At 48.4% G+C, this 26,981-nt stretch carries 31 protein-coding genes; 5 read left to right on the top strand and 26 right to left on the bottom strand.

The window, feature by feature from the left end:
- Positions 1 to 16: 16 nt before the first annotated feature.
- The 11 genes from CZ379_RS09325 to CZ379_RS09275 form a co-directional block, all read right to left on the bottom strand.
- Entirely contained in the window at positions 17 to 400 is a 384-nt protein-coding gene (locus CZ379_RS09325; protein ID WP_110931394.1) for an ATPase, read from the bottom strand.
- Positions 401 to 515: 115 nt separating this feature from the next.
- Positions 516 to 1,301, bottom strand: a complete 786-nt coding sequence (locus CZ379_RS09320; protein ID WP_110931393.1) for an ABC transporter permease — start codon at positions 1,299 to 1,301, stop codon at positions 516 to 518.
- A complete protein-coding gene (locus CZ379_RS09315) occupies positions 1,298 to 2,215 on the bottom strand; it encodes an ABC transporter ATP-binding protein (RefSeq protein WP_110931392.1) in 918 nt (305 codons plus the stop codon). Before CZ379_RS09315 ends, CZ379_RS09320 begins: the two co-directional genes overlap by 4 nt.
- Before the next feature lies 1 nt (position 2,216).
- A complete protein-coding gene (locus tag CZ379_RS09310) occupies positions 2,217 to 2,405 on the bottom strand; it encodes a PLD nuclease N-terminal domain-containing protein (protein ID WP_110931391.1) in 189 nt (62 codons plus the stop codon).
- Entirely contained in the window at positions 2,402 to 2,647 is a 246-nt protein-coding gene (locus tag CZ379_RS09305; RefSeq protein WP_110931390.1) for a hypothetical protein, read from the bottom strand. The genes CZ379_RS09310 and CZ379_RS09305 overlap by 4 nt, the downstream gene beginning before the upstream one ends.
- Positions 2,644 to 2,979, bottom strand: a complete 336-nt coding sequence (locus CZ379_RS09300; protein WP_110931389.1) for a DUF5345 family protein — start codon at positions 2,977 to 2,979, stop codon at positions 2,644 to 2,646. The genes CZ379_RS09305 and CZ379_RS09300 overlap by 4 nt, the downstream gene beginning before the upstream one ends.
- On the bottom strand, positions 2,969 to 3,499 hold the full coding sequence (gene sigY, locus CZ379_RS09295; protein ID WP_110931388.1) for an RNA polymerase sigma factor SigY: 531 nt from the start codon (positions 3,497 to 3,499) through the stop codon (positions 2,969 to 2,971). Before sigY ends, CZ379_RS09300 begins: the two co-directional genes overlap by 11 nt.
- A gap of 144 nt (positions 3,500 to 3,643) precedes the next feature.
- Positions 3,644 to 3,841, bottom strand: coding sequence for a hypothetical protein (locus CZ379_RS09290; protein WP_110931387.1), 198 nt, complete (start codon positions 3,839 to 3,841; stop codon positions 3,644 to 3,646).
- A 228-nt stretch (positions 3,842 to 4,069) separates the two neighbouring features.
- Positions 4,070 to 4,696 carry an MBL fold metallo-hydrolase gene (locus tag CZ379_RS09285; RefSeq protein ID WP_110931386.1) on the bottom strand — a complete coding sequence of 209 codons (627 nt, stop codon included), beginning with the start codon at positions 4,694 to 4,696 and terminating at the stop codon, positions 4,070 to 4,072.
- Between the two features lies 1 nt (position 4,697).
- Complete coding sequence (locus CZ379_RS09280; RefSeq protein ID WP_110931385.1) at positions 4,698 to 5,264, bottom strand: thioredoxin family protein; 567 nt, start codon at positions 5,262 to 5,264, stop codon at positions 4,698 to 4,700.
- A gap of 1 nt (position 5,265) precedes the next feature.
- Positions 5,266 to 5,880: an undecaprenyl phosphate transporter UptA gene (locus CZ379_RS09275; protein ID WP_110931384.1), complete on the bottom strand. Its 615-nt coding sequence runs from the start codon at positions 5,878 to 5,880 to the stop codon at positions 5,266 to 5,268.
- 93 nt (positions 5,881 to 5,973) lie between these two features.
- Between CZ379_RS09275 and CZ379_RS09270 the strand changes: the two genes are divergently transcribed.
- Positions 5,974 to 6,393 (top strand): dehydrogenase, encoded by a 420-nt coding sequence (locus CZ379_RS09270; RefSeq protein ID WP_407668629.1) that lies wholly within the window; start codon positions 5,974 to 5,976, stop codon positions 6,391 to 6,393.
- Here the strand turns inward: CZ379_RS09270 and CZ379_RS09265 are convergent.
- From CZ379_RS09265 to yyaC, 5 genes are all read right to left on the bottom strand, one after another.
- Positions 6,390 to 8,912, bottom strand: a complete 2,523-nt coding sequence (locus CZ379_RS09265; RefSeq protein ID WP_110931382.1) for an O-antigen ligase family protein — start codon at positions 8,910 to 8,912, stop codon at positions 6,390 to 6,392. The genes CZ379_RS09270 and CZ379_RS09265 overlap by 4 nt on opposite strands.
- Positions 8,913 to 9,350: 438 nt before the next feature.
- Entirely contained in the window at positions 9,351 to 10,517 is a 1,167-nt protein-coding gene (locus CZ379_RS09260; RefSeq protein ID WP_110931381.1) for a class I SAM-dependent methyltransferase, read from the bottom strand.
- Between the two features lie 63 nt (positions 10,518 to 10,580).
- On the bottom strand, positions 10,581 to 11,228 hold the full coding sequence (locus tag CZ379_RS09255) for a DUF6483 family protein (RefSeq protein WP_110931380.1): 648 nt from the start codon (positions 11,226 to 11,228) through the stop codon (positions 10,581 to 10,583).
- Positions 11,229 to 11,556: 328 nt separating this feature from the next.
- Complete coding sequence (locus CZ379_RS09250) at positions 11,557 to 12,357, bottom strand: alpha/beta fold hydrolase (protein ID WP_110931379.1); 801 nt, start codon at positions 12,355 to 12,357, stop codon at positions 11,557 to 11,559.
- A 98-nt stretch (positions 12,358 to 12,455) separates the two neighbouring features.
- Positions 12,456 to 12,995 (bottom strand): spore protease YyaC, encoded by a 540-nt coding sequence (yyaC, locus tag CZ379_RS09245; RefSeq protein WP_110931378.1) that lies wholly within the window; start codon positions 12,993 to 12,995, stop codon positions 12,456 to 12,458.
- Positions 12,996 to 13,130: 135 nt separating this feature from the next.
- On the opposite strand from yyaC, the gene CZ379_RS09240 reads away from it, so the two are divergent.
- Positions 13,131 to 13,358, top strand: coding sequence for a DUF1128 domain-containing protein (locus CZ379_RS09240; protein WP_110931377.1), 228 nt, complete (start codon positions 13,131 to 13,133; stop codon positions 13,356 to 13,358).
- A 107-nt stretch (positions 13,359 to 13,465) separates the two neighbouring features.
- Here CZ379_RS09240 and CZ379_RS09235 read toward each other — a convergent pair whose 3' ends face one another.
- Positions 13,466 to 14,185 carry a pirin family protein gene (locus CZ379_RS09235; RefSeq protein WP_110931376.1) on the bottom strand — a complete coding sequence of 240 codons (720 nt, stop codon included), beginning with the start codon at positions 14,183 to 14,185 and terminating at the stop codon, positions 13,466 to 13,468.
- 138 nt (positions 14,186 to 14,323) lie between these two features.
- Positions 14,324 to 15,337, bottom strand: a complete 1,014-nt coding sequence (locus tag CZ379_RS09230) for an asparaginase (protein WP_110931375.1) — start codon at positions 15,335 to 15,337, stop codon at positions 14,324 to 14,326.
- Positions 15,338 to 15,544: 207 nt separating this feature from the next.
- Here CZ379_RS09230 and CZ379_RS09225 point away from each other — a divergent pair, with 207 nt between their 5' ends.
- The 3 genes from CZ379_RS09225 to CZ379_RS09215 all read left to right on the top strand — a co-directional run bounded on the left by CZ379_RS09225 (position 15,545) and on the right by CZ379_RS09215 (position 16,602).
- Positions 15,545 to 15,910, top strand: coding sequence for a YtxH domain-containing protein (locus CZ379_RS09225; protein WP_110931374.1), 366 nt, complete (start codon positions 15,545 to 15,547; stop codon positions 15,908 to 15,910).
- Positions 15,911 to 16,006: 96 nt separating this feature from the next.
- Positions 16,007 to 16,327, top strand: coding sequence for a DUF5665 domain-containing protein (locus CZ379_RS09220; protein WP_110931373.1), 321 nt, complete (start codon positions 16,007 to 16,009; stop codon positions 16,325 to 16,327).
- 53 nt (positions 16,328 to 16,380) lie between these two features.
- The gene (locus tag CZ379_RS09215; protein WP_110931372.1) at positions 16,381 to 16,602 is read left to right on the top strand and encodes a hypothetical protein; all 222 of its coding nucleotides are present in this window, start codon (positions 16,381 to 16,383) and stop codon (positions 16,600 to 16,602) included.
- 84 nt (positions 16,603 to 16,686) lie between these two features.
- Here the strand turns inward: CZ379_RS09215 and CZ379_RS09210 are convergent, their stop codons facing one another.
- From CZ379_RS09210 to CZ379_RS09175, 8 genes are all read right to left on the bottom strand, one after another.
- A complete protein-coding gene (locus tag CZ379_RS09210) occupies positions 16,687 to 17,664 on the bottom strand; it encodes a magnesium transporter CorA family protein (protein ID WP_110931371.1) in 978 nt (325 codons plus the stop codon).
- Between the two features lie 89 nt (positions 17,665 to 17,753).
- On the bottom strand, positions 17,754 to 18,527 hold the full coding sequence (locus CZ379_RS09205) for a sigma-70 family RNA polymerase sigma factor (protein WP_110931370.1): 774 nt from the start codon (positions 18,525 to 18,527) through the stop codon (positions 17,754 to 17,756).
- Positions 18,524 to 18,976 (bottom strand): anti-sigma B factor RsbW, encoded by a 453-nt coding sequence (gene rsbW / locus CZ379_RS09200; protein ID WP_110931369.1) that lies wholly within the window; start codon positions 18,974 to 18,976, stop codon positions 18,524 to 18,526. The genes CZ379_RS09205 and rsbW overlap by 4 nt, the downstream gene beginning before the upstream one ends.
- Positions 18,977 to 18,994: 18 nt before the next feature.
- The gene (locus CZ379_RS09195) at positions 18,995 to 19,333 is read right to left on the bottom strand and encodes an STAS domain-containing protein (protein ID WP_110931368.1); all 339 of its coding nucleotides are present in this window, start codon (positions 19,331 to 19,333) and stop codon (positions 18,995 to 18,997) included.
- Positions 19,334 to 19,385: 52 nt separating this feature from the next.
- Entirely contained in the window at positions 19,386 to 21,077 is a 1,692-nt protein-coding gene (locus tag CZ379_RS09190; RefSeq protein WP_110931367.1) for a response regulator, read from the bottom strand.
- A gap of 32 nt (positions 21,078 to 21,109) precedes the next feature.
- Entirely contained in the window at positions 21,110 to 21,982 is an 873-nt protein-coding gene (locus tag CZ379_RS09185) for a CheR family methyltransferase (RefSeq protein ID WP_110931366.1), read from the bottom strand.
- 71 nt (positions 21,983 to 22,053) lie between these two features.
- Positions 22,054 to 25,725: a response regulator gene (locus CZ379_RS09180; protein ID WP_110931365.1), complete on the bottom strand. Its 3,672-nt coding sequence runs from the start codon at positions 25,723 to 25,725 to the stop codon at positions 22,054 to 22,056.
- On the bottom strand, positions 25,722 to 26,891 hold the full coding sequence (locus tag CZ379_RS09175; RefSeq protein ID WP_110931364.1) for a PP2C family protein-serine/threonine phosphatase: 1,170 nt from the start codon (positions 26,889 to 26,891) through the stop codon (positions 25,722 to 25,724). Before CZ379_RS09175 ends, CZ379_RS09180 begins: the two co-directional genes overlap by 4 nt.
- Between the last annotated feature and the right edge of the window lie 90 nt (positions 26,892 to 26,981).

Genomic DNA, 26,981 nt, shown 5'->3' with positions numbered 1-26,981 from the left:
CCTGCCGACCTTTTTCCTAAATCCAAGCTCGCAAATTCACCTGTTTGATGAATTCCGCCTGAGACATAACTTCCTTTGTTGGTTCTTCTTGCTCCTCCGCGTAAGGATCTTCTCCGTTGATGACCTGGTGGAACAGCTTCTCATTGTGCGTAGCCAGTGCGTAGTCAATCAACGCTTCCTGGGTGGTGCGCTCTACTTCTTGCTCAATCAGCCGCTCTTCGGATTCCACATCCTGCGATGGGACAAAATAATTCCGCCCAGTTTTTGGAGCCCGAACAACATAATCAAACACGTTGTCCGGATTACGGTCATAAGCAATAATATAGCCATATTCCCCAACAGGAAGATTCTGCTCAAAAGCATCGCCGACGATAACAACTTTCTCTCCCAATTGCAGCATCGTCTACCTCCCTGATTATTACTGTCAGTTATTTTACTATCCTACTAAAAACAAGCGAGATTGGTCAAGCATTTCAGGGATTTAATAGACTAGCAGAGCAAAAATCAAGGATTCCTTATTCTCCCCTTAAATCAGGTATACCTTGCCGACGCAAACTCCAAATGGAAATACCTATGCAAACAAGACATAATAACACAGTCATGATCACAGAATAATAAACTGAATCTACTTGCGAACCCGAGATTGCGGCGTTTGCTAACATTAACAGCCGGGCCGGGCTCCAGGCAAACCAAGCAGACGCAAGGCTATGGCCTAGCGATAGTACTGCAATAAGCAGAAGGGATATCACGGCAGCGGCACTGCCGCGCAACACTGTGCTGAACAGCAGGGTCAAGGATAGGGCAAACGCAAGCCATAAAATATATAGCCCTCCTGCAATTAATCCTCCTCGCCAAGGCACTGGGCCGAGCAATAGCGTAGTATAATACCATGCTGCTGCATAGCTCGCAGCGAAGGACACTAGCATCAAGGTCATTAGGCCCGCCCATTTGGCGGAAATAAAGGAAGCTGAGCTTACGGGCCGGACGAGCAATAAGGCAGCCGTCCCTCCATAGCGCTCTCCAGCTACGACCTGCATCCCCGCGATCACGAGAATAAGTACCCCGAAGGTACTGTATTGCCCGAGGACGCTCCCCATCACTTCCGCAGGGCCCGGAATCGGAATCCCCGCGATCAACTCCGCAGGCACACTGCCTGAGGCGGCCAGTATCTCCGGCATATAAAACGAGGTTACGGGCTGCATCACTACAAGCAGCATGAATACGATTGGAATCCAGAGAAGCTGATAGCTTCGAGCCATGCCTAACAGCTCTTTGCGGTACATGTACAATGTTTGCCTCATGCTGTAACCACCTTCATAAACATATCCTCGAGCGAGGTTGTACCTGCCTGAAAGCTCAATAAAGGAATACCTCGTGATGAGACCTCCTCCAAGATCAGCCGTCTCGCTTCTGTCATATCATGGACAGTCAGCAGAGCAGTACTGCCTTGAATCTGCATCTCTTGAATATACGGTCGGCTCTGTAGCGATTGCAGCCAATCTTTCGCTTCGCCCTGTCTTTCCACTTGAATAGTCAGCAGCGGAAGACGGTATTTGTCGGCAAGCACCTGCAGTTCTCCATTTTCTACAATCTCTCCGTCCCGCATCATCATAATCCGATCACAGACTTCCTCCGCATCAGGCAGCACATGCGTCGAAAACAAAATTGTCGTCTCCGCCCGGAGCGACTGCATTAAATTCATAACCTCACGCCGCCCGATTGGATCGAGCGCTGATACCGGTTCGTCGAGCAGCAGCAACTGCGGCCGATGAACCAGCGCCTGCGCCAAGCCAAGCCGCTGCTTCATCCCTCCGGAATATCCCGCGATCCGCCGCTTTGCCGCTTCCGCCAAGCCAACCCGCTCCAGCACAGAATGCGTCTGTTTTCGGGCTTCTTTACGTCTCATACCGCTTAGACATGCGGCATATATCACAAATTCCTCGCCAGTCATCCAGCCGTAAAACGCAGGATGCTGCGGCAAATATCCGATCAGCGAGCGGTATTCCCCGTCGGAATGCTGTCGTCCCTGCACGGAAATCCGTCCCGCGGAGGGAGCGAGCAAACCGGCAATCATCCGCATCGTTGTCGTCTTTCCCGCTCCGTTTGGCCCGAGCAGCGCGGTGCAGCTTCCTAGCTCCAACTCGAAGGAAATTCCTTTGACCGGAGTACGAGTGCCAAAACGCTTAGTCAATTGATCCACAAGAAGAAATGACATTTTAGGCCTCTTTCCTTCCGATTATGAAATAAACAATGCTCCCGGCCATGTTTCCGAAAATAATAATCAAAACCCAAATCCACTTCGCTCCCCTTACCGATTCCGTCCGTGCCAGCGAAATGAGGGCCGTAATCATAAGCAAAAACTGCAATACTATAACGGGCGCGAGCAATCCCCAATTAATATTCATTTTCTTCCCCCTATTCTTTTCTTCTCTTTTCGATAATCAGCCCATACGACGACAAGCAAATATACAATTAATGAGGTGGGGCAATTAATCACTCCCCATAATCCCCAGAACCAGGCCCTTCTCCCCCGCTTGCGGGCATCTATAAACATCCACGTACCTTGAACGAGCAACAGCAATGCAACTAGAATGAACACCCACCATGGCGGAAGCGGCTCTGTATGAATCATCTGCGGCATATTCATTCTGCTCTCTCCCCCCGGGCTGGACGTAGCGCGATGATCACCGCTACCGCCGCGATAGCTCCAAGCCCTTGCAATAAAGCGTAAACTACCGGAATCGTTAACAGGAACAGAAAACCGCCACTAATCATTAACAGGGCAATCAAACAGAACAGCATGACTTCCCATTTTCTCAGCCAAGCCGTCATCCGCCAGCGCTCTTTTACGATCAGTTCCCATGATTCCACTGAAGGCCCGTTCTTCTCCGGAACGACCCGATCCAAGCTTTGTAAATCCTTCAGTAGATCTCGAATAAGCTCGTCCTCTAACTCCTTGTCTTGTCCGTTATGATTCATGTGGATTCAACTCCTTTCGCAATTCGCGTAGTCCATAAGCAACTCGAGATTTGACCGTACCTGCCGGAATATTCAGCATATCTCCGATTTCATCGTAGCTGTACCCGTAATAATGCTTCAGCAGGACCGCTATCCGATGCTCAGGAGACAGCCTGGACAGCAGCTCAAGCAAATCGCTCCATTCCTCCTGATTGGCTTCGAAATGCCATTTTAGCCGTTCAGCGCCTCCATCCTGCTCTAGCCATTGCCTTTCTCTTTTCCGGCGACGGGTCACATCGATGAACAATCGTGTCCCAATCGTCATTAACCAAGAAGAGAAAGCGGACGTTCCATCGTATCTTTGAATATTTTCTATACATTTAAGCATGGTATCCTGGGTCAAATCCTCGGCCATCTTGGGCTCCATGGTCACCTTCACCAAGTATTTGTACACATAAGAATAATGATGTTGTATTAGTGAAGCGAGAGCGGTGGCATCGCCTTGTTTCGCTTGTTTGATCCATTCCCTCTCCTGCGGCATCGTGTCACCCCTTCTTGTCCATAGCATCTATAATACGTTCAGGTAACGCGAATCGTTCAACGGCGGCTTCAAAAAAATATATCCAAAAGAAATAGAGCTGAAGGAGGGGATGCAACATCACTCTTTCAGCTCTTCCGAGCACACTTATTTATATAGTTCTTTGCGTATTTGCGTCAACTTATGATGCCATGGCTGCATTATGGTGCCGGAAGCGATAGCAACCTGGCGCCACGCAGAGGAAATTCCGCATGTGGAGGCTTCTGCAATCGTCATACCTTCTTTATTCTCTCTCTGTAAGTAACCATAACCTTTGTCCGTAACCGTGGATACATTGCGCTTCAACTTGCCCTCTCCTTCCTGATTCCTGCCGGCTTGCCCGTCTTCCTGCAATTATTCCGCAAATACCAAAAAATAGACAAAAAAAGAACGCAAACCGGGATTATTCCACAGCTTGCGTGCTTCGCAAAGGTTACAAACATTTAATTAATATACATCCTAGCAAAGGAATGTAGTTTTGTCTAGTATTTTTGCACTTTTTGTAGCAAATTCTCACTAAATCGCATTTCCCGCTCAGGAAACGTACGGATTATTGGCTTTTTCGAATCCAATCGTCGTTTTTGGCCCATGACCTGGATATACGATAACTTCATCCGACAAACGATACAGCTTACCGCGAATGGAATTATACAAATCAGCCTCGCGGCCGCCCGGCAAATCCGAGCGTCCCACGCTCATGCGAAACAATACGTCTCCTGAAAAGAGATCATTGCCGCAGAGGAAGCTAACGCTGCCTGGGGAATGGCCCGGAGTGTGGTATACAGTAAACTCATGACCAATCAATTTCAGCTTCTGTCCTTCAGCCAACTCGTACTCCGCCGGCTCACTCTGAATCGGTGGTGATACCTCCGCCCAGCGGAGCGACCCGTTAAGCGCAGGCGTCGTCAGCCAACCGCTTTCAAGCGAATGCAAATATACCGGGCACTTCTTTAACCGACGAATGTCCTCGACTCCCCCGATATGATCAAAGTGGGCATGCGTCAGCAGAATAGCTTCGATTTCAAGTCCTTCGATTCTACGGATCAAGGGCGCCGGGTTCATGCCTGGATCGATGATAATGGCCTTGCCCTCGTCTTCCCCACGAATTAAATAAGCATTTGTCTGTAGTGGTCCTAATGAAAATGTCTCGATGTTCAGCATGTTAAAATTTTGAGAGTAACTCGCGCAGTTCGGATACGACCTTGCCGTTAACTCCTGCTCCTTCATCATATTTCTCAGCCATTTGCTTACGGATCACAGCAATCTTCTCATTATAGTCCGCAGCTTCGCGATCCGGGTTCTCCTGTTTGAATCGGATCATGATCTCCTGTACATCGGCTGGACGCGGCCCCCAATGACCAAGCACATGTCCTCCCGTATCTGCTACGATAACGATCGGAACGGCACGGCCGCCCATCGTTAAGAAGTGATCCATCACATCCTGATGTTCCTCCACAATGAGGATTTCCGTCTCGATGCCCGCTGTCTCAAGCGCCCGGAGAACAACAGGAACACTGCGTATTACATCGCCACACCAATCCGCAGCCAGTATCAATACCCGCAAATCATCCCGATATTTCAAGCTCTCAAAAAATTCTCTGTCTTCCTCGTTCACCCACTTGAAATCATCATATCCAGATTGAAACGCTTCTTTATTTCGCTGCATCCCACCCATAAATTGCTTTGGCGAAACACCCTTGCCGAGCTTATTTCTAAGATTCACACTCATATCAAGCCTCTCCTTTCCTTTTGTTCACTCCGTACCATTTTACGATGAAATACCCAATCAGCAGTGCAAGGGCGACAAGCAAAATCGGCATAATATACGGCCCTGCCTTCTCATCGATCGCTTGCCACTGTTCTCCCAACACCATGCCTAAATAGACAAACAGTATCGACCATGGAATGACTGCAAGAGTTGTCAGCCACAGAAATTTGCTCACAGGCATCTTAGCCATGCCAGCCGGAATTGAAATAGCATGTCTGACCACCGGGATAAATCGAGCGGTAAAAATAACCCCTGATCCGTATTTTAAAAACCAGGCCTCGGATAAGTCGATATGCTTTTTTTGGATCAAAATATACTTGCCGAATCGCTCCAAAATGGGCCGTCCTCCGTATCGTCCGATCCAATACACAAACAGCTGGGCAATTACGCCGCCGATCACGCCGAATATAACCGCCCCAATGAAACTAATGCGCTCCGTATACACGAGATAGCCCCCGTAGGCAAGTACGATCTCACTCGGTATGACCTCGATCATTAGCCCCAGCATAATGCCAAAATACCCTAGCTGCTGTATCCATTCAAACAATGCTCCGATTACATTTGACAACCATTCCACGACTCGTCCTCTCCTCAAAATCTTCTTACTTCCAATCTATTCTACCATAGCCTAAGACATGCCTTCTAGTTAGGCCACGTTCAGCACAGCAGTATGCAGCGCAGTAGCTTTCGCCACGACAACGCATGCTCGGCAACGGCATGTTCTGCTGTATCCTGCCCTGTTCAGCGCGCATATGCTGTTGTAAAGGAGGCGATCAATCTGGACAAAATGCACGGCAAGCATCAAGCCGCTCTTCCAACGCCGCGCAAAATCCGCCGGGGCTGCAGCAAGGAATTATACCGAGCGATCAAACGGCTTGGCACATACATTCCCGAGGATCAGCTCAAAAAAGGAGAGGAGCTTTACTACAATAAAGTGATTGCCAACCTGCTCTGGATCGGCGAGAACAGCAGCAACCGCAAGCTGCTTGCGGATTGGTGGGACGACGAGGTCGGGCCTGAGCTCGCCGAGCTATGGTGCCTTGACCGCGAAGCTTTGTGCAAAGCGTTTCGAGCAGCTTTTGGCGGTTAACGATGACTGGGAGGGTAACGGAAGACATACTCTCCCAGTTCGTGCCCGAGGTATTTTGCTTCCGCAGTCACTACAAAGCGCCGATCATTACGTTGGTTCATTGCTATAGCGAGCTTATTGGCCAGCTCGTCGTAACGAGCATACAGCTTGTATCCTGACAGAGCTGCAGCTATAGCCTCTTGCGGACGATGCTCTTGCTGCAGCTGGCGGACAAGGGAAACAAGATTCCTTATTGCCTCCGTCTGCCTCTTCCTGCTAAAAGGATCAAGCTTTACGGCATGCTCCCATGCCGCAACAGCCTCCACTGGACGCGAGCTTGAAAAGGCTCGTCCCAGGGCTGCCCATAGTTCGGGATCGGCCCGATCGTAAGCTAGCCCTCGCTGCAGCATTTTGACCAATCCCGGAGAATCGGACAAACCAGCCAACTGCAGCCGAGCTGACGTTCTGGCAGGGTAGATGGCTAGCGACTGTTCCAGATTGGCTCTAGCCTCCTCAGCTCTGCCCAATGCCGCCGCAGCCAACGCCCGCTGCTCCCATGCTAGGCTAACCGCATGCTGTATCCCCAGCAGAGCAACAAGCATCAGCAATACGGCCATGACAATAGGAGCGCAGCTGTATCGCAAACGCTGAGTCATTGGCTGAGTAGTTCGCGCAGCCAGTGCAGGTTGTACGTTTTGACTTAGCTCTACGGATTGTATAGGTTTTATAAGCTGTATAAGTCTTACGGGTTGTAGGAATTGTTTGCTTTGTTTGGAGTGCGTGTATTGTTTGGATGGTGCAGTTTGTACAGATAGTTTGGGACTTAAAGGCAATACACGTTGTACGTGTTGTTCATGTTGTTCATGTTGTACGTGTCGTTCATGTTGTACAGTTTGTATAGTTTGCAAGGACAGTTCAGAATGTTGCGGCTGCGCAGAGGTCGGCGACAATTCAGGCAGTTGCGATATGCCGGAGCAGACCATCCAAATCATTAGCAACCAAATCAGGCCATAGCTCATATCAAAATCAATTGCGCTGTGGAGAAGAACTACTAGGCATGATGGCCACATACGGCTGCGCAAGCGAACTAGAACAACACCGATAACGATGAACCAAAGCAGCAAGACCACCAACCCGGCCAGACCGATCTCCAAGAGGATATTCATATAACCGCTATGCACTTCTCCCCCGACGTAAGGGGTGCCCTGGATGGCTCGATACATCACTTCCCATGTTCCGCCTCCTTGTCCAAACCAAGGAGAGGTGAGAAACAGGCTCCAGGCATCGCGGTACATAAGAAAGCGGGCAGAAGCTGTAGCGAATGATTTCATCCGCTCAAACGGGCTATCGCTCCAGAAGGCCACAAGAAAAATCACCGTCAGCAGAATGCTGCTAGCGGCAAGCCAACGATCCCTTGATTCTGTCAGGCGCAGGGCTTTTATTCGACAAGTTCCAAATCCAGCAAAGAACCGGGCTGCCATCCAACGAGTCACATGGCCAGTCAGATGCTGAGCTGCTATCCAGCGAGTTCTAGGACGAGCAATATGCTGAACGACGGCCACTGCTGCATACATCATGATAACGAAAATGAGTAGTCCAGGAAGCAATGGCGGAGCAAGCAGGGCGGAAAACAATTGACCAGCAGTTGCTGATCCACAGAGAAGCAGCACTCCGCTTTGCCTCGCATAACGATAGCGGTCAGCTCCTTGAAGCTGGAAAAGACCGACCAACCAAGCGGCTGCAACCGCTATGTAAGCTCCACGCGACTCCGTCAGCAAAAGACACACCAAATAAATATAAGAGCTGCTTACCGCCGCATATATTTCCCATCTTCGTTGACAATTAAAATCTGCGGCCGATATCCGGGCAATATACATCAGCCGCTCCAAGAGGAATACCCCCATCACGGCTCCGAGGGCATTCGGATATTGCAGCAGCCCGCCTAATCGTGCCCCATTGGCGGATAAAGCGATCTGCTCTGTCCGAAGAATGGCCCCAGGATAAGGAAACAACCCATACACAGATGCTAAAGCCGTTATGCTAAGCAGTAATCCAAGAAAGCACCAGCCCGTATCAAGAGCCTTTCTGCCCTTGATACATCGTCCAGCGTAATAAATAAGCAGGCCAAAGCAGCCGTAAAAGCTCCACTTAAGCAGAGCCTCCCCAGTAGCCTGCTGGGACAAGGGAGTGAAGGCAAGATGGGCTGCATAGAACGCAGCTATCGAGAACGGCCAGCCGAAAATTAAGCTGTGTTTGAGCTGTCTTTTATAGACCAATCGGCTTTCATCCAAATGCCTCCCGCTTACCCCCGATCCACACACCGCATTTCCCATTAATACCAGTACTGTTATCATAATGCCTGTCAGCATTAGTCCCCAAGAAAGCAGCGTATCAGCAAAATACAATCCACGGTTCAAGCAAACAACGCCACCTGTCAGTGTGCAGATGAATGCCAAAAGCGCCGACAACTGCGCCCTTACTCCGGCCGCTCTTGCCCAAATTTCGATTGCTTCTGTCCTTCTCTCACTTATCTCGTGCATGCTGTTCCCCTTTTTCACAAATTCAACACCTGTTCAGGTTCACGTAACACGATTCGCATCGGAACATCCGTCAGCGCCCTGGAACAATGCTATAACTAACTAGATTTAATTGGAATTCATGTATCTATTGTTCATGGATTAAGACAGATTGCCGATTTAGCTTCATTTCATGGGCTTAAAATAGAAATTTCCATCTGGCTCATCTTGAAATCCCATTTTTGTTACTACGAATACAGCTAATTTGTTATCCATTTGCAGATTTCCGATTTTAATTACAACAAATTACAGTTAGTCTGTTCCTTAGGTATAAACAGTTATAACACCACAGGGTGTGCTTTCTCATAAAAAAGGCCAACACTTTAAGTGTTGACCTCACATGATCACTTCAAACTACGCAAACCGAAGCAGTCTTGTCTAATCACTTAGCTCCTGGGGGCATTAGCCTTGAGGCAGCAAGTCCCGGCACGCTCTCTCCAGGTAAGGATCAGCGCTCAGAAAATCGCGAAAAGCGGTATATTCCTGCCACAACCGCTCTTTATCAGCACCAGACGATTTTACAGCACGAATCAAAATATTCTTCGGCGTATGCTCCATATCGATGAACTCAAGCAACTGCGTCTTATAACCGAGCAAATCCAATAGCTTGGCTCGGATCGCATCCGTAGCCAGCGCCGAGAAGCGTTCCTTGAGAATGCCATGCGACAGCAGCGGCTCAAGTACAGGGCTGTCCACCTGCTTAAACAGCTCATGCTGACAGCAAGGCACGGATAGAATGACGGATGCCCCCCAACGCACCGCCTTCTCCAACGCAGCATCTGTCGCCGTATCGCATGCATGCAAGGTGACAACCATATCTACCTGGCTTAATTCGTCATAATCGGCGATATCGCCGACGAGGAAGCGCAGTTGATCATAGTTTAAATTACGTGCCAACGTCCCGCAATGCTCGATCACGTCGGCTTTCAAGTCAAGCCCGACGATGTTCAGCTCCCGGCGTTGTTGGACTGTCAGATAGTGATACAGTGCGAATGTTAAATATGATTTGCCGCAGCCGAAATCGACGATCGTTAGCGGACGATCCTCGGGAAGATGGGGGATAGCATCCTGCACCATCTCCAGGAAACGATTGATCTGTCGAAACTTATCGTATTTTTTTGCGAACACTTTCCCGTCCGCATTCATAATCCCGAGCTCCACCAAGAACGGTACCGGTGTTCCCTCTTCCAAGATGTACTGCTTCTGCCGATTATGCGACAGGGCACTGGGCTTCTTAGAAGGAGACTTCTTAAGAATCGACACTTTATATTTCTTGCTGATCAACACCTGGTAGTCGGCATCTACAGTACATAACAGCCCCTGCCGGAACGTCTCTTCAAACATCGCCATTATCCGTTCCTCGAATAAAGAAGCTTCGATATTCTCATGAGTAACCTTATTGGCATAGTGATACGCCAATTGATAATACAGGCTCTTCTTCAGTTCCACGGGCTTCACGACCACTTTGGTATAGCCAGTGTCCCCCGCTTTGCGGCGCTGACTGAGCGTAGCAGAGATCAAGATGCCTTCTTCCGCCAGTTGATGGACTAGATTCCGCAAAGACTCCATAATTTAGACAACTCTCTTTCACTATTCGAATAATTGTTCTACCTTATCGGTAATTATGTCATTTTACAAGCGATGACGCAGTTCAACAAGCCCCTCCTGCACCTCGGCCGCAGATAGCCCGCCTTCGACCAGATCCTGCGGATCTACGCTTGCCAAACGTTCGTAAAAGGAAATGCCTTCTTGCACGCCCATCGCTTGCTGATCGATTAGGCGGTACAAGGCATCTTCGGCCTGAGCATATCTGCCTTTCTCCTCAGCAAAGCTAAATACCAGCCGTTCCGTATCCGGATGAAGAGGATGGCCTTTGAGTTGAGCCAAGAGACTGGAGATTTCCTCATCTAATTGCCATAAGGACGGGTCAGCGCCATGCTGCCCAGCCACCAGAAATAAATGGAGCGCTTTATGCTGCCGTATTCTGCCTTCATTCTCATCGCCGCTATCCAGAATAACATCCGCTTCCTCCCTTAGCAGGCGAGCCAAAGTTTGCAGCTTATCCGCCTCAATGATTCCGCCGCTGCGAAACAACTCTGTAATGTCCTTGGGCGACAGCGTGCCGAGCAGTAGGGAATTCAAACGGAACTGGATTCTAAACAAATCTTCAAGCTCCTGCAGAGCTTCGGGATGCTTCTTCTGCTGCTTCAAGCCAAAGATAGTACCGAGCGCTTCTGTAATCTCTTCGATGGCCCGGACGAGATAATCTTTTCGGAACATGCGCACAGCCCCCTTCCAATCTCTTCATTTACTTATCCAAAAAATTAACTGTATAGAGACCGATTTTATATGATTTCGCTCCCCATTTCCAGCTTCCGCCGCTTGAATCATTACATTCGGCGCAAGGAAACATCGCATTGCAGACGCAAATAAAGCCGGATTCTCTCAGGAGACGTCCGGCTATTTATATAGTTCAGGATACCCGCATTGAATACTTATTCTCGACACCCACTCTGGATGCTTGCCTGGATGCTTGCCTGGATGCTTGCTCTAGATGCTTGCTTTGGATATTCGTCCTCATGGCCATCCAAAATATCTGTCTGAAATCTTATTCCTCTTCTTTATCGATTTGGCGTAGAAAATCATTAATGACGACGGCCAGCTGTTCAGGACCCTCATACATACTCATATGCCCGGCTCCTTTAATGACCGCCTTCGTAACATTACTGCCTTCCGTCGTAAATGTCCGCTCAATCGGAATCAAAGCATCATCCTCTCCCGCCACTAACAGTACAGGCAGCGTTGTAGAGGATAGCACATCTCTGCGGTCGATTCGTTCACGCATAGCCAGAGCTGCTCCAGAAGCCCCTTGCGGGGGTGTCCTGTAGCCAATTTCTTTTACACGATCCAAAGCTGCTTCGTGAGAAACAGTATTCGCAGGTGCAAACAAACCCGGCACTAGTCCATCTACGAACGGGGTAATCCCCTCGGTACCGATTACCGACACCGCCTGCAGTCTCTTCTCTTTGGCTTCCTCACTGTCCGGATAAGCCGTTGAATGGATCAGGCCAAACCCATTTAGGCTGCCTGCATAACGCTGCGCCAGAGACAATGTAACATATCCGCCCATTGAATGGCCCAGCAGGGTATATTTATCAACCGACAATTCCTTCATTAAGCCAACAACATCATCAGCCATTTGCTCCAGGGTATAGGCACCGAGCGGCGCATCAGACAAACCGTGTCCTCGCAGGTCGGGAGCAATGACGCGATAATGCTTCGTTAGCAGCGGCATCACTTGCTCCCAATAAGCCGAACTACCGCAGTAACCGTGTAAAAGCACTACAACGTCTCCCTTGCCCTGATCTTCATATGCAAGCGTCGTTCCGCTTATCGTTAGCTTTTCCATCGTTCATCCTTCTTTCTTGTCTATGTATTGAATATATATAATTAAGCCAATTTTACTCTTCTGAAACGCTGCCGCTAATTAATGAAGTCTGCCATAGCCTATGATCCATGAAATCCCTTCACTGCAGCACGCACGATTTCATCCGCCATTTGCATGACCTGGTACAATGAAGTCATTCCGAGGGTCCAATAAGGCTTTGGGCCTTTTACGTTTACGACGGCCGCAATGCTGTAGTGTCCCGCCTCCGGCAAACCGCCGCCCACGGATTTTGCTGGAATCAGCGGCTTTCCGGATACGATGTAGGAGCCTACCGAAGCCGGAATGCCCAAGCAAGCGTCGATCGCTATAACGACACGATCCTTAGGAATAGTATTCATGCGTAACACCAAATTATCGGCATCGCAGGGATGCTGAAGCGAACCTACAATCGAAGGAAAACCAAGCTCCTCCAATCGGGTGCCGACGATGGGGCCAAGCGAATCTCCTGTGGAGCGATCTGTCCCAATACATAAAAAAGTAACGTTGTCTAATGGATGCTTTTGGCGAATGCTATGCATAAATTGCGGTAATTCCTCGCCTGTCAGCTTCCTTTGGCGAAAGGCAGAATCATTATGAAGCCCTTGTCCCTTTAACTTCATCTTCATCCCCCCTGTATAAACGTATTTTGATTGTACCCTAACCGGGCATGCACCGCAAAACATAGAACCGAATGAGCTGTCATGATACAATACAATGAAGCCAGAACGAGCACATTATAGAGAGGATGAACGATCATGGTAGATTTAACTCAAAAAACTCAGGAAAATGTGGAATATATGATCGAAGCAATAAAGACGAAATTAAGGATGGCGACCGGGGCTGCCATGTCGGCTTCGGCATTTCATGTGGATCGTTATGAAGACATTCTGGAGGTTTATGAAATCGTCATGAGCAAGGAACGCCTGAGCATTTCGGAAGTGGAGGCACTCGCCAAAGAACTCGGCCAACTTAGAGGCAATTAGTCTCGGCGCTTGTCGGAACAGGAAAAGAGTCCAACCCCCGCTCCGGCTAAAACCAGGAAGCGGGGATGCTGGACTCTTTTTAATTTCCTTCTCCAAGCAATCTGCCACTAAGGCAGATCGATCAGTATAAACTCGGCGGCACCGTCACTGGCGGTGCTGCGAACGGTCAATTCTTCGGCATTCCGTATTCTGGCTGCATCGCCTGGACGGAGCGAGAATTTCTGCTTGCCGCAGTATAAATCAATGTGACCCGAAAGCATAAATAAATGCGTTCGGCGCTCACCGCGGGAAGGAATCGGCAGCTTTTCCCCGGTATTCAATTTCGGAATAAAGAGCTGCACATCCTGATTGATGCGCAGACCGCCGTTCGGAGGCTGCTGCGCTACAAGAGGCTTCAAGCCCCCTTCACGCTCCTGCCAAGGGAACCACCCGCTAGCCCATGCAGGCTTCAAATTTCTCTCCGCAGGCAGAAACCACATTTGGATAAAACGCACACGCTCTGTATCCGAAGGATTGCTCTCCGAATGACGGATCCCCTCGCCGGCGCTCATTACCTGTACACTCCCCGCCGCCAGATCCTGCTTATTTCCGAGATCATCTTCATGGCGCAGCGTACCGGATACTACATATGTGACAATCTCAAGATCATGGTGCGGATGAGGGGCCAATCCCTGACCAGGCTGAACAACGTTGTCATTTAAAGCAAGCAAACAACCGAAATGAGCATTGCTCGGATCATCATAATCGGAAAAGGAGAAGCTGAATTCGCTATGAATTGCTCCTTTGTCCGAAGTATGGCGTTCCTCAGCGGTGACCACTTTGATCATCGTTATCCTCCTCGCTCTCTATCAAGATCAATACTTGGATTCATTGTTTTGAAGGGTGGTTGTGAATATTTCTTACCCTTAACACAAAAACACTAATCAAAGTACGTCCCCAAAGAGCTACGAACTAAGAGCGGACAACTAATCTACAAGCTCAAAAACCGTCTCCGTGTACCCAACACGGGTGCCCTCGTCATTCAGGATGCGGGCCGGAAATTGCTCCTGCAGTTTGAGCAGCAGCTCTTCGTTCGCATAATCGAGCTGCTGCAATATTTCAAAGACAATTCTGCCCCATTCTTCCTCCGAACCATCCGATACTTTAAAAGCGATCCCCAGCCGCTCCCGCTTCAAACTGAAGCAATACACACCTTTAAAGCCGCCTTTGGCGATGATGTTATCGTCTTCCATAAGGACGGAGTCAATGCGGCCGCTCCCTCCGACCAGCTCCGGGCGTGCATTCATTGCCCGGGTGATCTTACACACCGCTTCAGCCGTAGGGGCATCCTTGATGAGGTCGGGGCAAGCCAGCTTCAAATAAGCCGTTGCTAACGCCGATAAGGGCAATGCAAATACAGGAAAGCCACAGCCATCAGTACCCCGGCCAATGTCTTCCGCCGCAATATCGGCAAGAGAAGCCAATGCTTCAACAATTTCCTGCTGAACGGGATGTGTCGGCTCATGATAATTTTTCAAATCGAAGCCCTTCATTTTACAATATGCAAGCACACCTAAGTGCTTACCTGAACAGTTATGATATAATCTGCGCGGATCTCCTCCCGACCGTAGAAGGACTTCCCTTGACCTACGATCCAACGGCAAGCTAGGAGCGCACACCAGCCCCTCTTCCTCCACGCCGATCTTGGAGAGCAGGGACTCCAGCACATCCACATGAACATTCTCCGCGCGATGTGAAGCAGTCATTACGGCGATCTCAGCCTCAGTCAGCTGATAAGCTTCTTTAATACCAGCCCGAATTGCCGGAATGGCCTGAATAGGTTTCGCAGCAGAGCGGGTAAACACCTGGGCATTGGGGTCGCCAGCACGCTTAAATATCCGGCCCTCTTCATCAACCACGCAAATATATCCGCGATGACTGCATTCCAGAATGCCTCCGCGATATTCTTCAATCAATAATGTATCTCTTAAGCTGTCCATCGCTCTTATTATCCCCTTTCATAAACCCGTGCCATTTCAGTATAGTACAGCAGCTTTGCAGGTGCCAAATCATGGGGAAGCAGCGCCGTCTCCGAAAGCCCTAACGACTGGATCTTTTGTTTCAGTCCTCCTCCTGACGTTTATATAGGAAGTAAGCAGGATAAATTCTGTCAATCACCACAAATGACATATAAGGAGCGATGGAACATGAATAAAGAAGAAATGGAACATCCGGTTCAGAGCAGTTCTACATTTACTAAAGGACTCGTGATCGGCGCATTGCTCGGAGCGGCCGCCGCTCTTCTATACGCACCAAAACCTGGACGCGAGCTGCGTAGTGATTTATCCGAGAAGCTAAGCACGGCTACAGATAAATCGAAAGAAGTCGCTACTGTCGTAGGCGAGAAAGCAACCGACCTCGCTAAAAATGTAACCGAGAAGACGACGGATTTGGCCAAGACGGTCAGTGCAAGCGCGGGAACTATTTTCAATAGTGCCAAAGAAGCTTCCGCCGATATAGCCGAAGATGTAAAGAGCGCCTCCGACGACGTGATCAATGAAGCGAAGCAATAATGGGGCTGTCCCCTGCCGTAGCCAGCTCTAAAGAGCTGGCTACTTATATTTCAACCGCATAAAGCCTATTCAATACCACTTTTAAGGAGGTACCGTATGGCGCGCACTCAACCTATGGATCCACAGGAGCATCCCTTTGAATTACGCCACGAAGTAAAGCGTTTGAACGGGAGATTGGACTATATCGCGGATTTGCTGGATAAGGCGGAGTTTAAAGATATCTTAGAAAACTATACCAGCCCAAAAAGGCGAATACTTACCAATTTCATGGCCGGTCTGTCGCGCGGTCTCGGCCTCAGCGTCGGCACCTTTGTCGTCCTTGGTCTGCTCGGCTGGATTCTGAGCCTGTTCGTAGACGTCCCAATGATCGGCGATTATATCAAAGAACTGCAGGATTACATTAAATCCAAGCCTTAACGGCACACTGTGTATTAGGGATAACGCCCTATACTTAGGAGGAGATGATATAGATGGCCCAAAATGCGGAACAGGAACAAGAGGAGTATGTGAAGAAACAAATCAGGGAAGCGCGTGAAGGAGAGTATCCTGATCATAAAAGCATTCAAGAAGCCGAGAACGGCTCCATGGTCAACGATATGGAGGATTTAAAACAGCTCGGTGAGGATATGGACGAAATGTCTACCAATAGCGAGGATGAAGCCCGTGGACTCAAGCCTGATCCGGAACAATAGCTCAAGCTGTTACATCATATAACGATAAAACACAAAAGAACCTGCTGCCTTCCTCGCGTCAGGTTCTTCCTCCATTTTATTCCTCTACAAATGCGAATCCTTCTTATTTACCTGCAGCAAATCTCCCGTCCAGCCCTTCATATTCATCCACAGATAGAAGGCCAAGGTGCTGAAAATCGTAATTGAACTAATAATCAAGAAGCCGGTCATTCCGGTTTTTACCCAAGGCAGAAAATCGAAATTCATGCCCCATATGGCTCCGATCACCGTAGCCGGGGTAAAGATGGCCGTCATAATAGTCAGCGTCTTCATAATATCATTGCCGCGAAAGGCAGAAACTGCCTCGTCAATCGAAATTAGCGTATCGATTTCCTTCTCATAATGCCTGAATAATACGTTCATTCGCTCGGTGCGGAATATCAGTCGTCTGAAATAAGCGCTATGCTCCAGTTCTTCCTCCAAATAGGCCTCTTGTGCAGCCGTCACGATTTCCTGGAAAGGAATGAATAAATTCGACCAATATAGCAACTCAAAGCGCGAAGTTAAAATTTGATCCATTAAATGCTTTTTGTTGTGCTTCTTCATCGTTTCTTCGACTTTACGCAGATTTTTCTCAAAGCGATCCATGCCGACATGAATATAGTGCAGGATCGTGCGGATCAATACGAACATCCCTTCGATCGGCAGCCTGCAGTCGTGCAGCATCGTCATTTTTTCGCGCATATGCATTCTTTCCCGGGTGTGAGCATCCAGGTTGAGCGTTATAAAGCGATCTTGATTCACAAAAAAGTGGATGTGCACGCAGTCCTCGATTTCCTGCATTTCCTCCTCTACGGAATAGACAAGCGAGCCAAATATAATCGGTTTTTTTCCGTCGGGAAAACGTACCGATAAATAATTCGTATCCACAGAAGGTATAATGTCCAGCCATTCCTCAGTGTCAGGGACATCCTGACGAAGCTTATGGAGGATTGAATCGGCCAAGCTTTCGAATTCAAGATCGTGCCAGCTCCATCCCTGATCAACTGCGATAATGCGCTGCCCATGTTTCTCGTATTCCAAACTTCGTCCCCCCTCATTGAAAAGGCACGCTGTTCCTCTAGGAAGAATGCGCGCCTTTTCGGCAAATAAATTGAAATGGTTGCAACCGCTTAATATAAATTAGCGTTTGACATAATCTGCTTCAGCTTTTCGGTCGCACGTTTTTGAATCCGGGAAACGCTCATTTGCGATACCCCCAGTTGCTGAGCAATCGCACGCTGAGATTGTCCCTCTTGAAAGGCCAGCAGCAGAACCTGCTGCTCCTGCTCCTTTAACTGGCTAAGTGCTTGCTGCAAATCCATTCGCTTCTCCACGGTATCATAGTCATTAGCTTCCGAACTAATCAACTCGCCAAGCGTTGCCGCACTTTCGTCCTGAGACAGTGGAGAATCGAGAGATACATAATGATAACATTCCCGGCCGGCGAGCACTTCGACCGTTTCCTCGACCGAGAGATCCAAATATTCAGCGATTTCCTTCACGTCCGGAGAACGTTCCAGTTTTACGGTAAGCTCGTCAATCGCCTGTTGGACGAGAGCACCCTTCTCCTTAATGCGGCGCGGCACCTGGATGTACCAAGACTTGTCCCGCAGAAAATTCTTCATGTGCCCGATCATGCTTTTCATAGCGTAAGGCTCAAATGGGATGCCCAGTTCAATATCATATTGCTGCAGTAACCGGATCAGCGCCATTTGGCCAACCTGATATAAATCCTCATATAAATCAGGACGGTTGCGAGCAATTTTACCTGCGGCCATCTTGACCATCGGCTCATATTTTTGAATGAGAACTGTCGCGATCTCGTTGTCTTTCGTTTGCTGATATTTCCAGATCAGGCTGGTTGATTCATTCAAAGACTCGGGGGGAGTCATTTTGTCACTCATACTTTCTCCTCGCTCTTAACGAGCCGGCGAGTCAGGACTACCTTAGTTCCTTGTCCGGAAACGCTCTCTACGCTCACGTCATCCATAAGCGCCTCCATTAGATAAAAGCCGAGTCCGCCAATTTGAGCTTCGCTCAATTCCTTATCGTGTAACGCTGCCCGATCTGCTGTCTTGCCCCAAGAGTCAAAGCTCTCCCCTTCATCTTTCACTGCAATCGATAGTGCATCCTCATGCACTTCAAAGGTAACTTCCATTATTCCTGGCTTATGCTTGTACGCATACAGCACACAGTTGTTACAGGCTTCCGACACTGCAACCTTCATGTCTTCAATCTCTTCATAGGAAAACCCGATTTTTGAGGCCACACCATAAAGATTCAATCTGACGATATCCACATATTCCGCAGTCGCTGGCAAACTAATAACCACTCTCTGAACTTCGTCTTTCATTCTTACTTCGATCCTTTCCTATTGGGAATTCTCTTGTGCGGCAAAAAACTTGGCAATCCCGGTCATGTCAAACAGCTTCTGAATTTGCTCTGGCACTTCCTTTACCAGGAATTCGGCCTTCATGCCATGTCTTGCTTTTAGAATAGACAACAGAATTCCGATGCCCGTACTATCGATATATTTCAAGTCCTTCATGTTGATGATCAGATGCAGTGCCTCGTCTCCGACGAGAGGTTCCATCACCTGGCGGAAATCCGGAGCTACAGACAAATCCAGCTCACCTCGTAAATACACCGTGCAAGTGCCATTCTCCAATTGTGACATAGCTGAAAACTTATCATTCTTATTTGTATTCATAGACACTCTCTCCTGAAAAATGTTTTCTCTATTCATAACCCAAACGAACTACTTATGAATCAACCACACTCTCTTGATATGTCTCTGGGAAATGCTTCATAGATCCATGGACTGACCCGCTGATGTGCTTAGCAACCATTTTTCTTACGGAACTGAGCTTCACTGGCTTGCTGATATAATCATTCATTCCCGCCTTCAGGCATTTGCTTCTGATCCCCTCCATTATATTTGCGGTCATCGCGATAATGACAGGCGACGGTCCCGAATGATGAGCGTCACGAATCCGCCTCGTCGCCTCGAGTCCATCCATGACGGGCATTTGCAAATCCATGAAAATAAATGAATAGCCCTCTCCTTCTAAAGCCATCTGCACAGCTTGGGCACCATCTTCCGCTACGTCGGCTTCATAGCCCAGCTTATTCAGCATGCTGACCATAAGACGCTGATTGATCGGATGATCATCGACGACGAGCATCCGATCCGTGTGCAGAGACTGCCCTTCTGCCGAAACGCCTGGGCAATAATACGACACTTCATCCTCCTCTGCATAATTACGCACCTGCACCGAAAAAGTAAAGGTTGCCCCCTTCTCCTCCTGGGGCTCGATCCGAATATCGCCGCCCATCAGTTGCACTAGCGTCTGGCAAATAGCGAGGCCTAAGCCGGTTCCGCCATATTTTCTCGTCATGGACGAATCCAATTGGGAGAACGGTTTGAAGAGCTTGTCTACTTTATCGGGAGCAATGCCAATCCCTGTATCCTTTACCGTGAATTCCAGCAGGAGGTTATCCTTCTCATCCGTGTCGTTACCGGCCGATACGACTAAATAAATGCCGCCCTGGTCGGTAAATTTAATCCCATTAGCGATCAAATTAATCAGCACCTGACGTATTCGTCCCATGTCCCCATATAAAATTTGCGGAATGCTGTCATCCATGAAATATACGAGTTCCAGCCCTTTCCGGTTCGCATCCATGGAGAACAGATTGAATACCTCCTGGATTCCGGCCCGCAGTTCAAACGGGCTTTCCTCCAGCTCCATCTTGCCGGATTCCATCTTGGTGAAATCGAGAATATCATTAATAATCGTCACTAATGTGTTCGCGCTATTACGAATAATCTCCGCATACTCCTTCTGCTCTTCCTGCAGTTCGGTCTCAAGCAATAAATCTATCATGCCAATGACACCGTTCATCGGAGTACGGATCTCATGGCTCATCATGGCTAGGAATTCTGTCTTGGCCTTCGCGGCAATCTCCGCTGCTTCCTTGGCCTGCACCAATTCATCATTGATCCGCTCCAGCTCCTGGGTCTTCTGTTGCAGCAGCATGCTCTGAGTTTTATGGCGTTGATTCGTGATGTACATGTCGACAAAGCCATCGATTTTCGATTTTAAAATTTGCGGAATAAACGGCTTAACCATATAATCGATGGCTCCCGCTGAATAGCCCTCGAATAAATGCTCGGCATCCTTGCTGTTTGCCGAAATGAAAATAATCGGAATATCCTTCGTCTTATCGCGTGCCTTGATTAGCTTGGCCGTCTCAATCCCGTCCATTCCGGGCATCTGCACATCGAGTACAATCACCGCAAAATTATCCTTAAGCAAATATTTGAGCGCCTCTTGACCCGAAGTGGCCATCACAAGCTTGTACTGCTCGCTACCCAGCACAGCTTCCAGGGCCATTAAATTCTCAGGACGGTCGTCTACCAACAAAATGTGAATCGGTTCTTCAACCCCCATGAAATCCTCCTGCCAATCATACTGTCAAAAGATCATTTGATCTTTCGATATATTTTCTCTTCACGATCCAATGCCTCGTAGCTGTCCGTGAAGTCCGTAAAATGAATTGATTCCTTAGCCCCAAGCACAAGTATGCCAAAATGACTCAAGCTTTCGTGAAAAAGGCCATGAACACGATTTCGCAGCGTTTCATCAAAATAAATCATCACATTACGACAAAATATGACATTAAACTCATTGAAGGATCGATCTGTGGCCAAGTTATGTTCGGAAAAAATGATGTTTTTGCGTAAAAAAGGCTGGAAAATAACCGAGTTATATTTCGCTGTATAATACTCGGAGAACGAGCGAGTTCCGCCCGCCTCCAAGTAATTTTTCGTGTACTGCTTCATTTTTTGAATACCGACGATCCCCTCTTTGGCCATTTGCAAAGACCGGTCATTCATATCGGTAGCATAAATGCGGGCTTTGTCATAGAGGCCTTCCTCATGAAGCAGTATAGCCATGGAATATACCTCTTCTCCCGTGGAGCAGCCGGCATGCCAAATACGAATATAGGGATAGGTTCGGAGCATAGGGATTACCTTTTCCCGAAATACCCGAAACAGGTTCGGATCACGGAACATTTCCGTCACGGAGATAGACAAATTGTAGACAAAGCGTTCAAAGCAATCCCGGTCATGAAAAATTTTCTCCTGCAACCCGGATATCGTCTTCAACTGCTCGGAATGGACATGATGCCATATTCTTCTGCGCAAGGAGGGAACGGCATAATTTCGGAAATCGTATCCGTAAAGCCGATGAATCCCCTCCAGCAGCAGCTCAATCTCAATATTCTCCCGCTCGCTTTCGCTGGCATCGTAAGGCATATCCTCTTCTAAATCTATGAAATCACTGGATGACATGTGTTCAACTCCACTTTCCAATATAAATACATATTACTACCTCTATAAATACTATTACCCCGCAAATCTGCTTACGAATACAACCAAACGCGCATTAATGAGAGTAATTGATCCGTTTGGATCGGCTTCTTCACATAATCGGAGGCACCAGCTTCAATGCATTTGGAGCGATCCTCTTTCATCGCCTTGGCGGTCAATGCAATGATAGGAAGCTTCGCAAACTCCGGCTTCTCGCGAATGCGACGCATCGCTTCATAACCATCCATTTCCGGCATCATCATATCCATCAGAATCAGGTCAAAATCCCCCTGTTCATCTAAGACTTCAAGCGCCTCTCTGCCATTTTCAGCATATACAACGTTCATCCTGTAGCCTTCAAGCACGCTGGAGAGAGCGAATACGTTGCGTACGTCATCGTCGACAAGCAAAATCTTCTTGCCTTCAAACAATTCCTCCTTGTTATGCAGCTTCTGGAGGATCTTCCGCTTGTCCTCCGGGAGGTTCGCCTCCACGCGGTGTAGGAACAGCGTCGTCTCGTCCAGCAGCCGCTCCGGTGATTTCACGTCCTTGATAATAATCGATTCGGCATACTTACGCAGCCTAGTCTCTTCTTTAGAATCCAAATCCTTGCCAGTATAAATAATGATCGGCAAATCATTCAAATTCTCATCATCACGGATTTGGTCGAGCAATTCGAACCCGGTCATATCCGTCAGCATTAAATCAAGCACCATGCAATCATAATGCTTCATGCGCAGCTCTTGAAGCGCCTCTGCCCCTGTGGATACAGCCGTGATTGCTACATCATCGTGCCCGATCAATTCGATGATAGACTTTTGCTGAATTTCGTCGTCTTCGACAACGAGCAATTGCTTCAGGCTCTTCTCCGTATAGGACTCGATATAGGTAAAGGCCCTTTCGAGATGCTCCCGGGAGGATGGCTTGCGCAGGTAGGCGATGGCTCCCATCATTAATCCCTGTTTCACGTCATCCACAACGGAGATGACATGCACGGGAATATGCCTTGTCTTAGCATCGCTTTTTAGTTCATTAAGAATCGACCAGCCGTCCATTACCGGCAGCTGAATATCCAAAATGATCGCATCCGGCAAATATTGACGAACAAGCCGCAGTCCCTCGTCCCCCTGTACGGCTACAAGTCCTTTAAAGCCATGATTACGGGTCATCTCGAGCAGGATTTTGGCAAATACAACATCATCTTCGATAATTAACAGCACTTTATCCTCTGTTTCAATAGCTTCCCGGTCATCATCAATTGGATTGGATACAGGAACTGGATCATCTGCCGGTACAGGCAGCGCGTAGGCTCCCTGCCTCATTTGCGCTCCGATAGCCGCAGTAGATGTAGCAGCCGCCTCCCTGTTAGCTCCAAACAACTTGGAGCCGGCTTCCTTAGGCAGGTAGAGCGTAAAGCTGCTGCCCTCCCCTTCCTTGGTTTCCAAAGCGATTCCGCCGCCAAGAAGAGCGGACAGCCCACGGCTGATCGACAGCCCCAAGCCCGTTCCGCCATATTTACGGCTCGTCGTTCCGTCCACTTGTTGAAAGGCTTCAAAGATCAAATCCGTCTTATCCTTAGGCACGCCAATTCCGGTATCCTTGACGGTTAGCGCCAAATAATCGCGATTATGCTCCAAATAACTTGGAAGCTCGTCCGGGGAAGCCGCCTTGACCAAGAACGCGACCTCTCCCTCATTCGTAAATTTAAAGGCATTAGAGAGCAAATTACGCAATACCTGCTTCACCCGATGTCCATCGGTCGTAATGCGCTCCGGCACCTCTGGACTGACTTCAATTCGCAGCCCGATCCCTTTGCTCTCCGCCACGGGCCGGAAATTATGCTCCACGAACCTTTCCAGCTCTTCAATGTCGACCTGTTCCTCGTTCACTTCCATCTTGCCCGCGTCTACCTTCGATAAATCGAGAATCTCATCGATCATTTTCAGTAAATCCGTGCCTGACATATGGATGGTATGAGCGTATTCCACCTGCTTAGGCGTCAAATTATTACTTTTATTCTCCGAAAGCAGCTGTGACAAAATAAGTAAACTGTTAAGAGGCGTGCGCAGTTCATGGGACATATTCGCTAAAAACTCCGACTTATATTTACTCGTCACAGCAAGTTGGGATGCATGACGCTCTAATTCATCTTTCGTTTTCTCGATTTCTTCATTCTTCTCCTTGACTTCCTGCACTTGTTCTTCAAGGGCACGAGTCTTGGCAATCAACTCGGTATTGTAGTGCTCCAGTTCCTCCTGCTGCCGCTGCAGCAGCTCTTCGGAACGCTTCAAAGCCGCTGTTTGCTTCTCCATGGCTTCATTGGAACGGCGAAGCTCCTCCTGCTGTGTCTGGAGCTCTTCCGATTGTACCTGCAGTTCTTCTGTCAGAGCCTGCGATTCACGCAGCAGCTCTTCGACCCGCAGCCTGCGGTTCACGTTATTTAGTACGACGCCTAAATTGATCGTCAACTCTGATAGCAGCTGCTCTTCCAGCGGCGTAAATTGATCCAGATTCGCCAACTCAACAACGCCCAGCAATTCATCTTCGAATAAGATCGGAAAAATCAGAACATGCGAAGGCTTGGCTTCCCCCAGGGCAGAGCGTACGGATAAGTAATTAGACGGCGTATCTTTCAACGATAACGGCTTCTGATCCAGAGCCACTTGGCCAATGAGGCCTTCACCGATTTTGAACATCGCTGGTGACTCCAACTCCCCGACCTTGGCATAGGCTCCTGCCAAATGCAGCTCATCCGGATTTTCGGCCTCTTTCCGGATATAGACAGCACCCACCTTGCCCCCGAGGATCGGAGTAAACTCGTTAATAAACATTTGCGATATTTGCTCCAGTGAATTAATGCCATGAAGCAGTTCGGTAATCCGCGCTAAATTAGAGTTGACCCAAGTCAAATCCTTCTGCTGCTGCATGAACTTCTTCTCAAGGTCTTGTTTCTCCCGAAGATCCTCCGTCAGTTCTTGGAATACCTGCGCTACACTGCCGATTTCATCTTTGGATTGCACCGGGATGGATCTAATATCATCCCATTGCTCCTTGCCGAAATGCTTGATCATGCTGTTTACGATATTAAATCCCTTAGTAATGCTCGGCAGCACCCACAGTACGATCGCTAATCCTAGCAAGAGACCGACTGCCATTGTAGCAATCGTTATCTGGATTGAGCTCTCGTACGCTTGGTTAGCCTTATTTATTTCTGCTTCAATTTGGATATCCAAGTAATCTCTCAGCTCATTCAACGTATTTAGCAAGTGATCCTGAATACCTTGACCAGAGGAAATCCGATAGTCATTGGCTCTGTCATATTCTCCATTAAGCAGCAGCGTCAAAAGCCGGGCTTGGTAACCTTCGAAGTCCAGGGTCGCTTCCTCAATCAGCGTAATAATTTGGCGATCTTCGCCGGTGACCAAGCTGTCCTGCAGAAACTGCAGATTTTGCTTCGCCGACTCCCCTTTCTTCTCCAGCTTGTTTCGCTCCTGAACGATATAGTCCTGATTCCTCACCTGCACCATATTCGTGAAGATTCGAGCAATATCGTTCACATCGCCGCGCATGTCGGTAGAGGCCTTAACTTTCAAGTAGCCTTCCGAATACACATTCTTCAGCTGAGCATTCATAAAATGCATCCGATCATAACTGACGAATGTTAGCACCAGCATAATGATTAGAAGTGAACTAAAGCCGATAATTAACTTGCTCCTGATCTTCATGCGCTTCCCTCTCCTTCTTTGAGCCTAATCCATACGAGACATTTATCGTCCTCCCGCTCCTGCGGCTGCCCTTCATCAAAAAATAGACGCTGCATCATATCCTTGTCCAACATATGGCTTCCGCTTAAAGTCTGCTCCAAAAACTCGATCTGCTCCTCTTGCGTTCCATCCATAACCTCCATCAATCCGTCGGTATACAGCACGAGATGGCCTTCCCCTTCATAAGTAATCGTATGGGTCGCTGTCTCCATCTTGTCGAACAAGCCGACGGGCGGACATACCGTTTCTAGTCTGAGCACCTCTCCTTCGCTTTGGAAAAACAATGCAGGCGGATGACCGGCGTTCACATAATCGATCTTCTTATGCTTCGTATCGACGACAAGATAGATCGCCGTAAAATAATACTGAACCAATTGGTTCTCGATATGGAGCTGATTAAAGCGCCGGTTTAACTCCTGCACGACTTTTTCAGGCTCCACGTAGGTGCTGACCGTATCCTTAAGGACAGAAGCGATGAACACGCAAAATAAGGACGAGGAAATTCCGTGTCCCATCATGTCCAGTAATATAATGCCGTATCTCCCCTCACCGAGCGGATACCATGAATACAGATCTCCAGCCAGCTCAAAGGACGGCTTGTATAGGGCGTCAATTTCGAATAGCGGGTCTTCAAGAGCTGAGCTAAGAACTGCATTTTGCACTAAGGCAGCCAGCTTCAATTCCTCCTGAATCCGCTGATCTCTCTCTTTATGCCAATCTTTCTCCTGCTTTAGCCTTAGCGCCAGCCGTATTCTCGCCATGAGCTCCACTTTATTAATCGGCTTGGTCACATAGTCAACCGCACCGGCGTCCAGCGCTTCGGCGAGTTTCTTCGAATCCCCTATGGCAGTAACCATAATAATCGGAATATCTTTAAGCCCCTCATATTGCTGAATGACGCGACAGGCGGTTATGCCGTCCATTTCCGGCATCATCATATCAAGCAGTATCAAATCAATATCCGACGAACCGGGCATTAGCTCGGCATTATCCTCCTGAATCCCCAACTGCTGGAACATCTCTGCGGCTGAGGATGCCGCCGTTGTATTTCTATAATTTTCTTTCTTCAAGATTTCTCTAATGATGATTATATTTGTTGGATTATCATCCACAATTAATATTTTCATTGATTTCTCCTCGCATTAAAGCTGAATTTTTCAACTATAGCTACTACTCTATCTTAATAAACATAGATAAGGAATGGGGGAGTGCAGTTT

Source organism: Paenibacillus bouchesdurhonensis, from assembly GCF_900155685.1.
Taxonomy (GTDB): domain Bacteria; phylum Bacillota; class Bacilli; order Paenibacillales; family Paenibacillaceae; genus Fontibacillus; species Fontibacillus bouchesdurhonensis.
Note: the sequence above shows the minus strand (reverse complement) of the source record. Positions and strands in the feature narration are given on the sequence as shown.

Excerpts from the sequence above, each read along its gene's own strand:
- CZ379_RS09325 (WP_110931394.1), bottom strand. The coding sequence starts at position 400 with ATGCTGCAATTGGGAGAGAAAGTTGTTATCGTCGGCGATGCTTTTGAG.
- CZ379_RS09320 (WP_110931393.1), bottom strand. The coding sequence starts at position 1,301 with ATGAGGCAAACATTGTACATGTACCGCAAAGAGCTGTTAGGCATGGCT.
- CZ379_RS09315 (WP_110931392.1), bottom strand. The coding sequence starts at position 2,215 with ATGTCATTTCTTCTTGTGGATCAATTGACTAAGCGTTTTGGCACTCGT.
- CZ379_RS09310 (WP_110931391.1), bottom strand. The coding sequence starts at position 2,405 with ATGAATATTAATTGGGGATTGCTCGCGCCCGTTATAGTATTGCAGTTT.
- CZ379_RS09305 (WP_110931390.1), bottom strand. The coding sequence starts at position 2,647 with ATGAATATGCCGCAGATGATTCATACAGAGCCGCTTCCGCCATGGTGG.
- CZ379_RS09300 (WP_110931389.1), bottom strand. The coding sequence starts at position 2,979 with ATGAATCATAACGGACAAGACAAGGAGTTAGAGGACGAGCTTATTCGA.
- sigY (WP_110931388.1), bottom strand. The coding sequence starts at position 3,499 with ATGCCGCAGGAGAGGGAATGGATCAAACAAGCGAAACAAGGCGATGCC.
- CZ379_RS09285 (WP_110931386.1), bottom strand. The coding sequence starts at position 4,696 with ATGCTGAACATCGAGACATTTTCATTAGGACCACTACAGACAAATGCT.
- CZ379_RS09280 (WP_110931385.1), bottom strand. The coding sequence starts at position 5,264 with ATGAGTGTGAATCTTAGAAATAAGCTCGGCAAGGGTGTTTCGCCAAAG.
- CZ379_RS09270 (WP_407668629.1), top strand. The coding sequence starts at position 5,974 with ATGCAGCGCAGTAGCTTTCGCCACGACAACGCATGCTCGGCAACGGCA.
- CZ379_RS09265 (WP_110931382.1), bottom strand. The coding sequence starts at position 8,912 with ATGCACGAGATAAGTGAGAGAAGGACAGAAGCAATCGAAATTTGGGCA.
- CZ379_RS09260 (WP_110931381.1), bottom strand. The coding sequence starts at position 10,517 with ATGGAGTCTTTGCGGAATCTAGTCCATCAACTGGCGGAAGAAGGCATC.
- CZ379_RS09255 (WP_110931380.1), bottom strand. The coding sequence starts at position 11,228 with ATGTTCCGAAAAGATTATCTCGTCCGGGCCATCGAAGAGATTACAGAA.
- CZ379_RS09250 (WP_110931379.1), bottom strand. The coding sequence starts at position 12,357 with ATGGAAAAGCTAACGATAAGCGGAACGACGCTTGCATATGAAGATCAG.
- yyaC (WP_110931378.1), bottom strand. The coding sequence starts at position 12,995 with ATGAAGTTAAAGGGACAAGGGCTTCATAATGATTCTGCCTTTCGCCAA.
- CZ379_RS09240 (WP_110931377.1), top strand. The coding sequence starts at position 13,131 with ATGGTAGATTTAACTCAAAAAACTCAGGAAAATGTGGAATATATGATC.
- CZ379_RS09235 (WP_110931376.1), bottom strand. The coding sequence starts at position 14,185 with ATGATCAAAGTGGTCACCGCTGAGGAACGCCATACTTCGGACAAAGGA.
- CZ379_RS09230 (WP_110931375.1), bottom strand. The coding sequence starts at position 15,337 with ATGGACAGCTTAAGAGATACATTATTGATTGAAGAATATCGCGGAGGC.
- CZ379_RS09225 (WP_110931374.1), top strand. The coding sequence starts at position 15,545 with ATGAATAAAGAAGAAATGGAACATCCGGTTCAGAGCAGTTCTACATTT.
- CZ379_RS09220 (WP_110931373.1), top strand. The coding sequence starts at position 16,007 with ATGGCGCGCACTCAACCTATGGATCCACAGGAGCATCCCTTTGAATTA.
- CZ379_RS09215 (WP_110931372.1), top strand. The coding sequence starts at position 16,381 with ATGGCCCAAAATGCGGAACAGGAACAAGAGGAGTATGTGAAGAAACAA.
- CZ379_RS09205 (WP_110931370.1), bottom strand. The coding sequence starts at position 18,527 with ATGAGTGACAAAATGACTCCCCCCGAGTCTTTGAATGAATCAACCAGC.
- rsbW (WP_110931369.1), bottom strand. The coding sequence starts at position 18,976 with ATGAAAGACGAAGTTCAGAGAGTGGTTATTAGTTTGCCAGCGACTGCG.
- CZ379_RS09195 (WP_110931368.1), bottom strand. The coding sequence starts at position 19,333 with ATGAATACAAATAAGAATGATAAGTTTTCAGCTATGTCACAATTGGAG.
- CZ379_RS09190 (WP_110931367.1), bottom strand. The coding sequence starts at position 21,077 with ATGGGGGTTGAAGAACCGATTCACATTTTGTTGGTAGACGACCGTCCT.
- CZ379_RS09185 (WP_110931366.1), bottom strand. The coding sequence starts at position 21,982 with ATGTCATCCAGTGATTTCATAGATTTAGAAGAGGATATGCCTTACGAT.
- CZ379_RS09180 (WP_110931365.1), bottom strand. The coding sequence starts at position 25,725 with ATGAAGATCAGGAGCAAGTTAATTATCGGCTTTAGTTCACTTCTAATC.
- CZ379_RS09175 (WP_110931364.1), bottom strand. The coding sequence starts at position 26,891 with ATGAAAATATTAATTGTGGATGATAATCCAACAAATATAATCATCATT.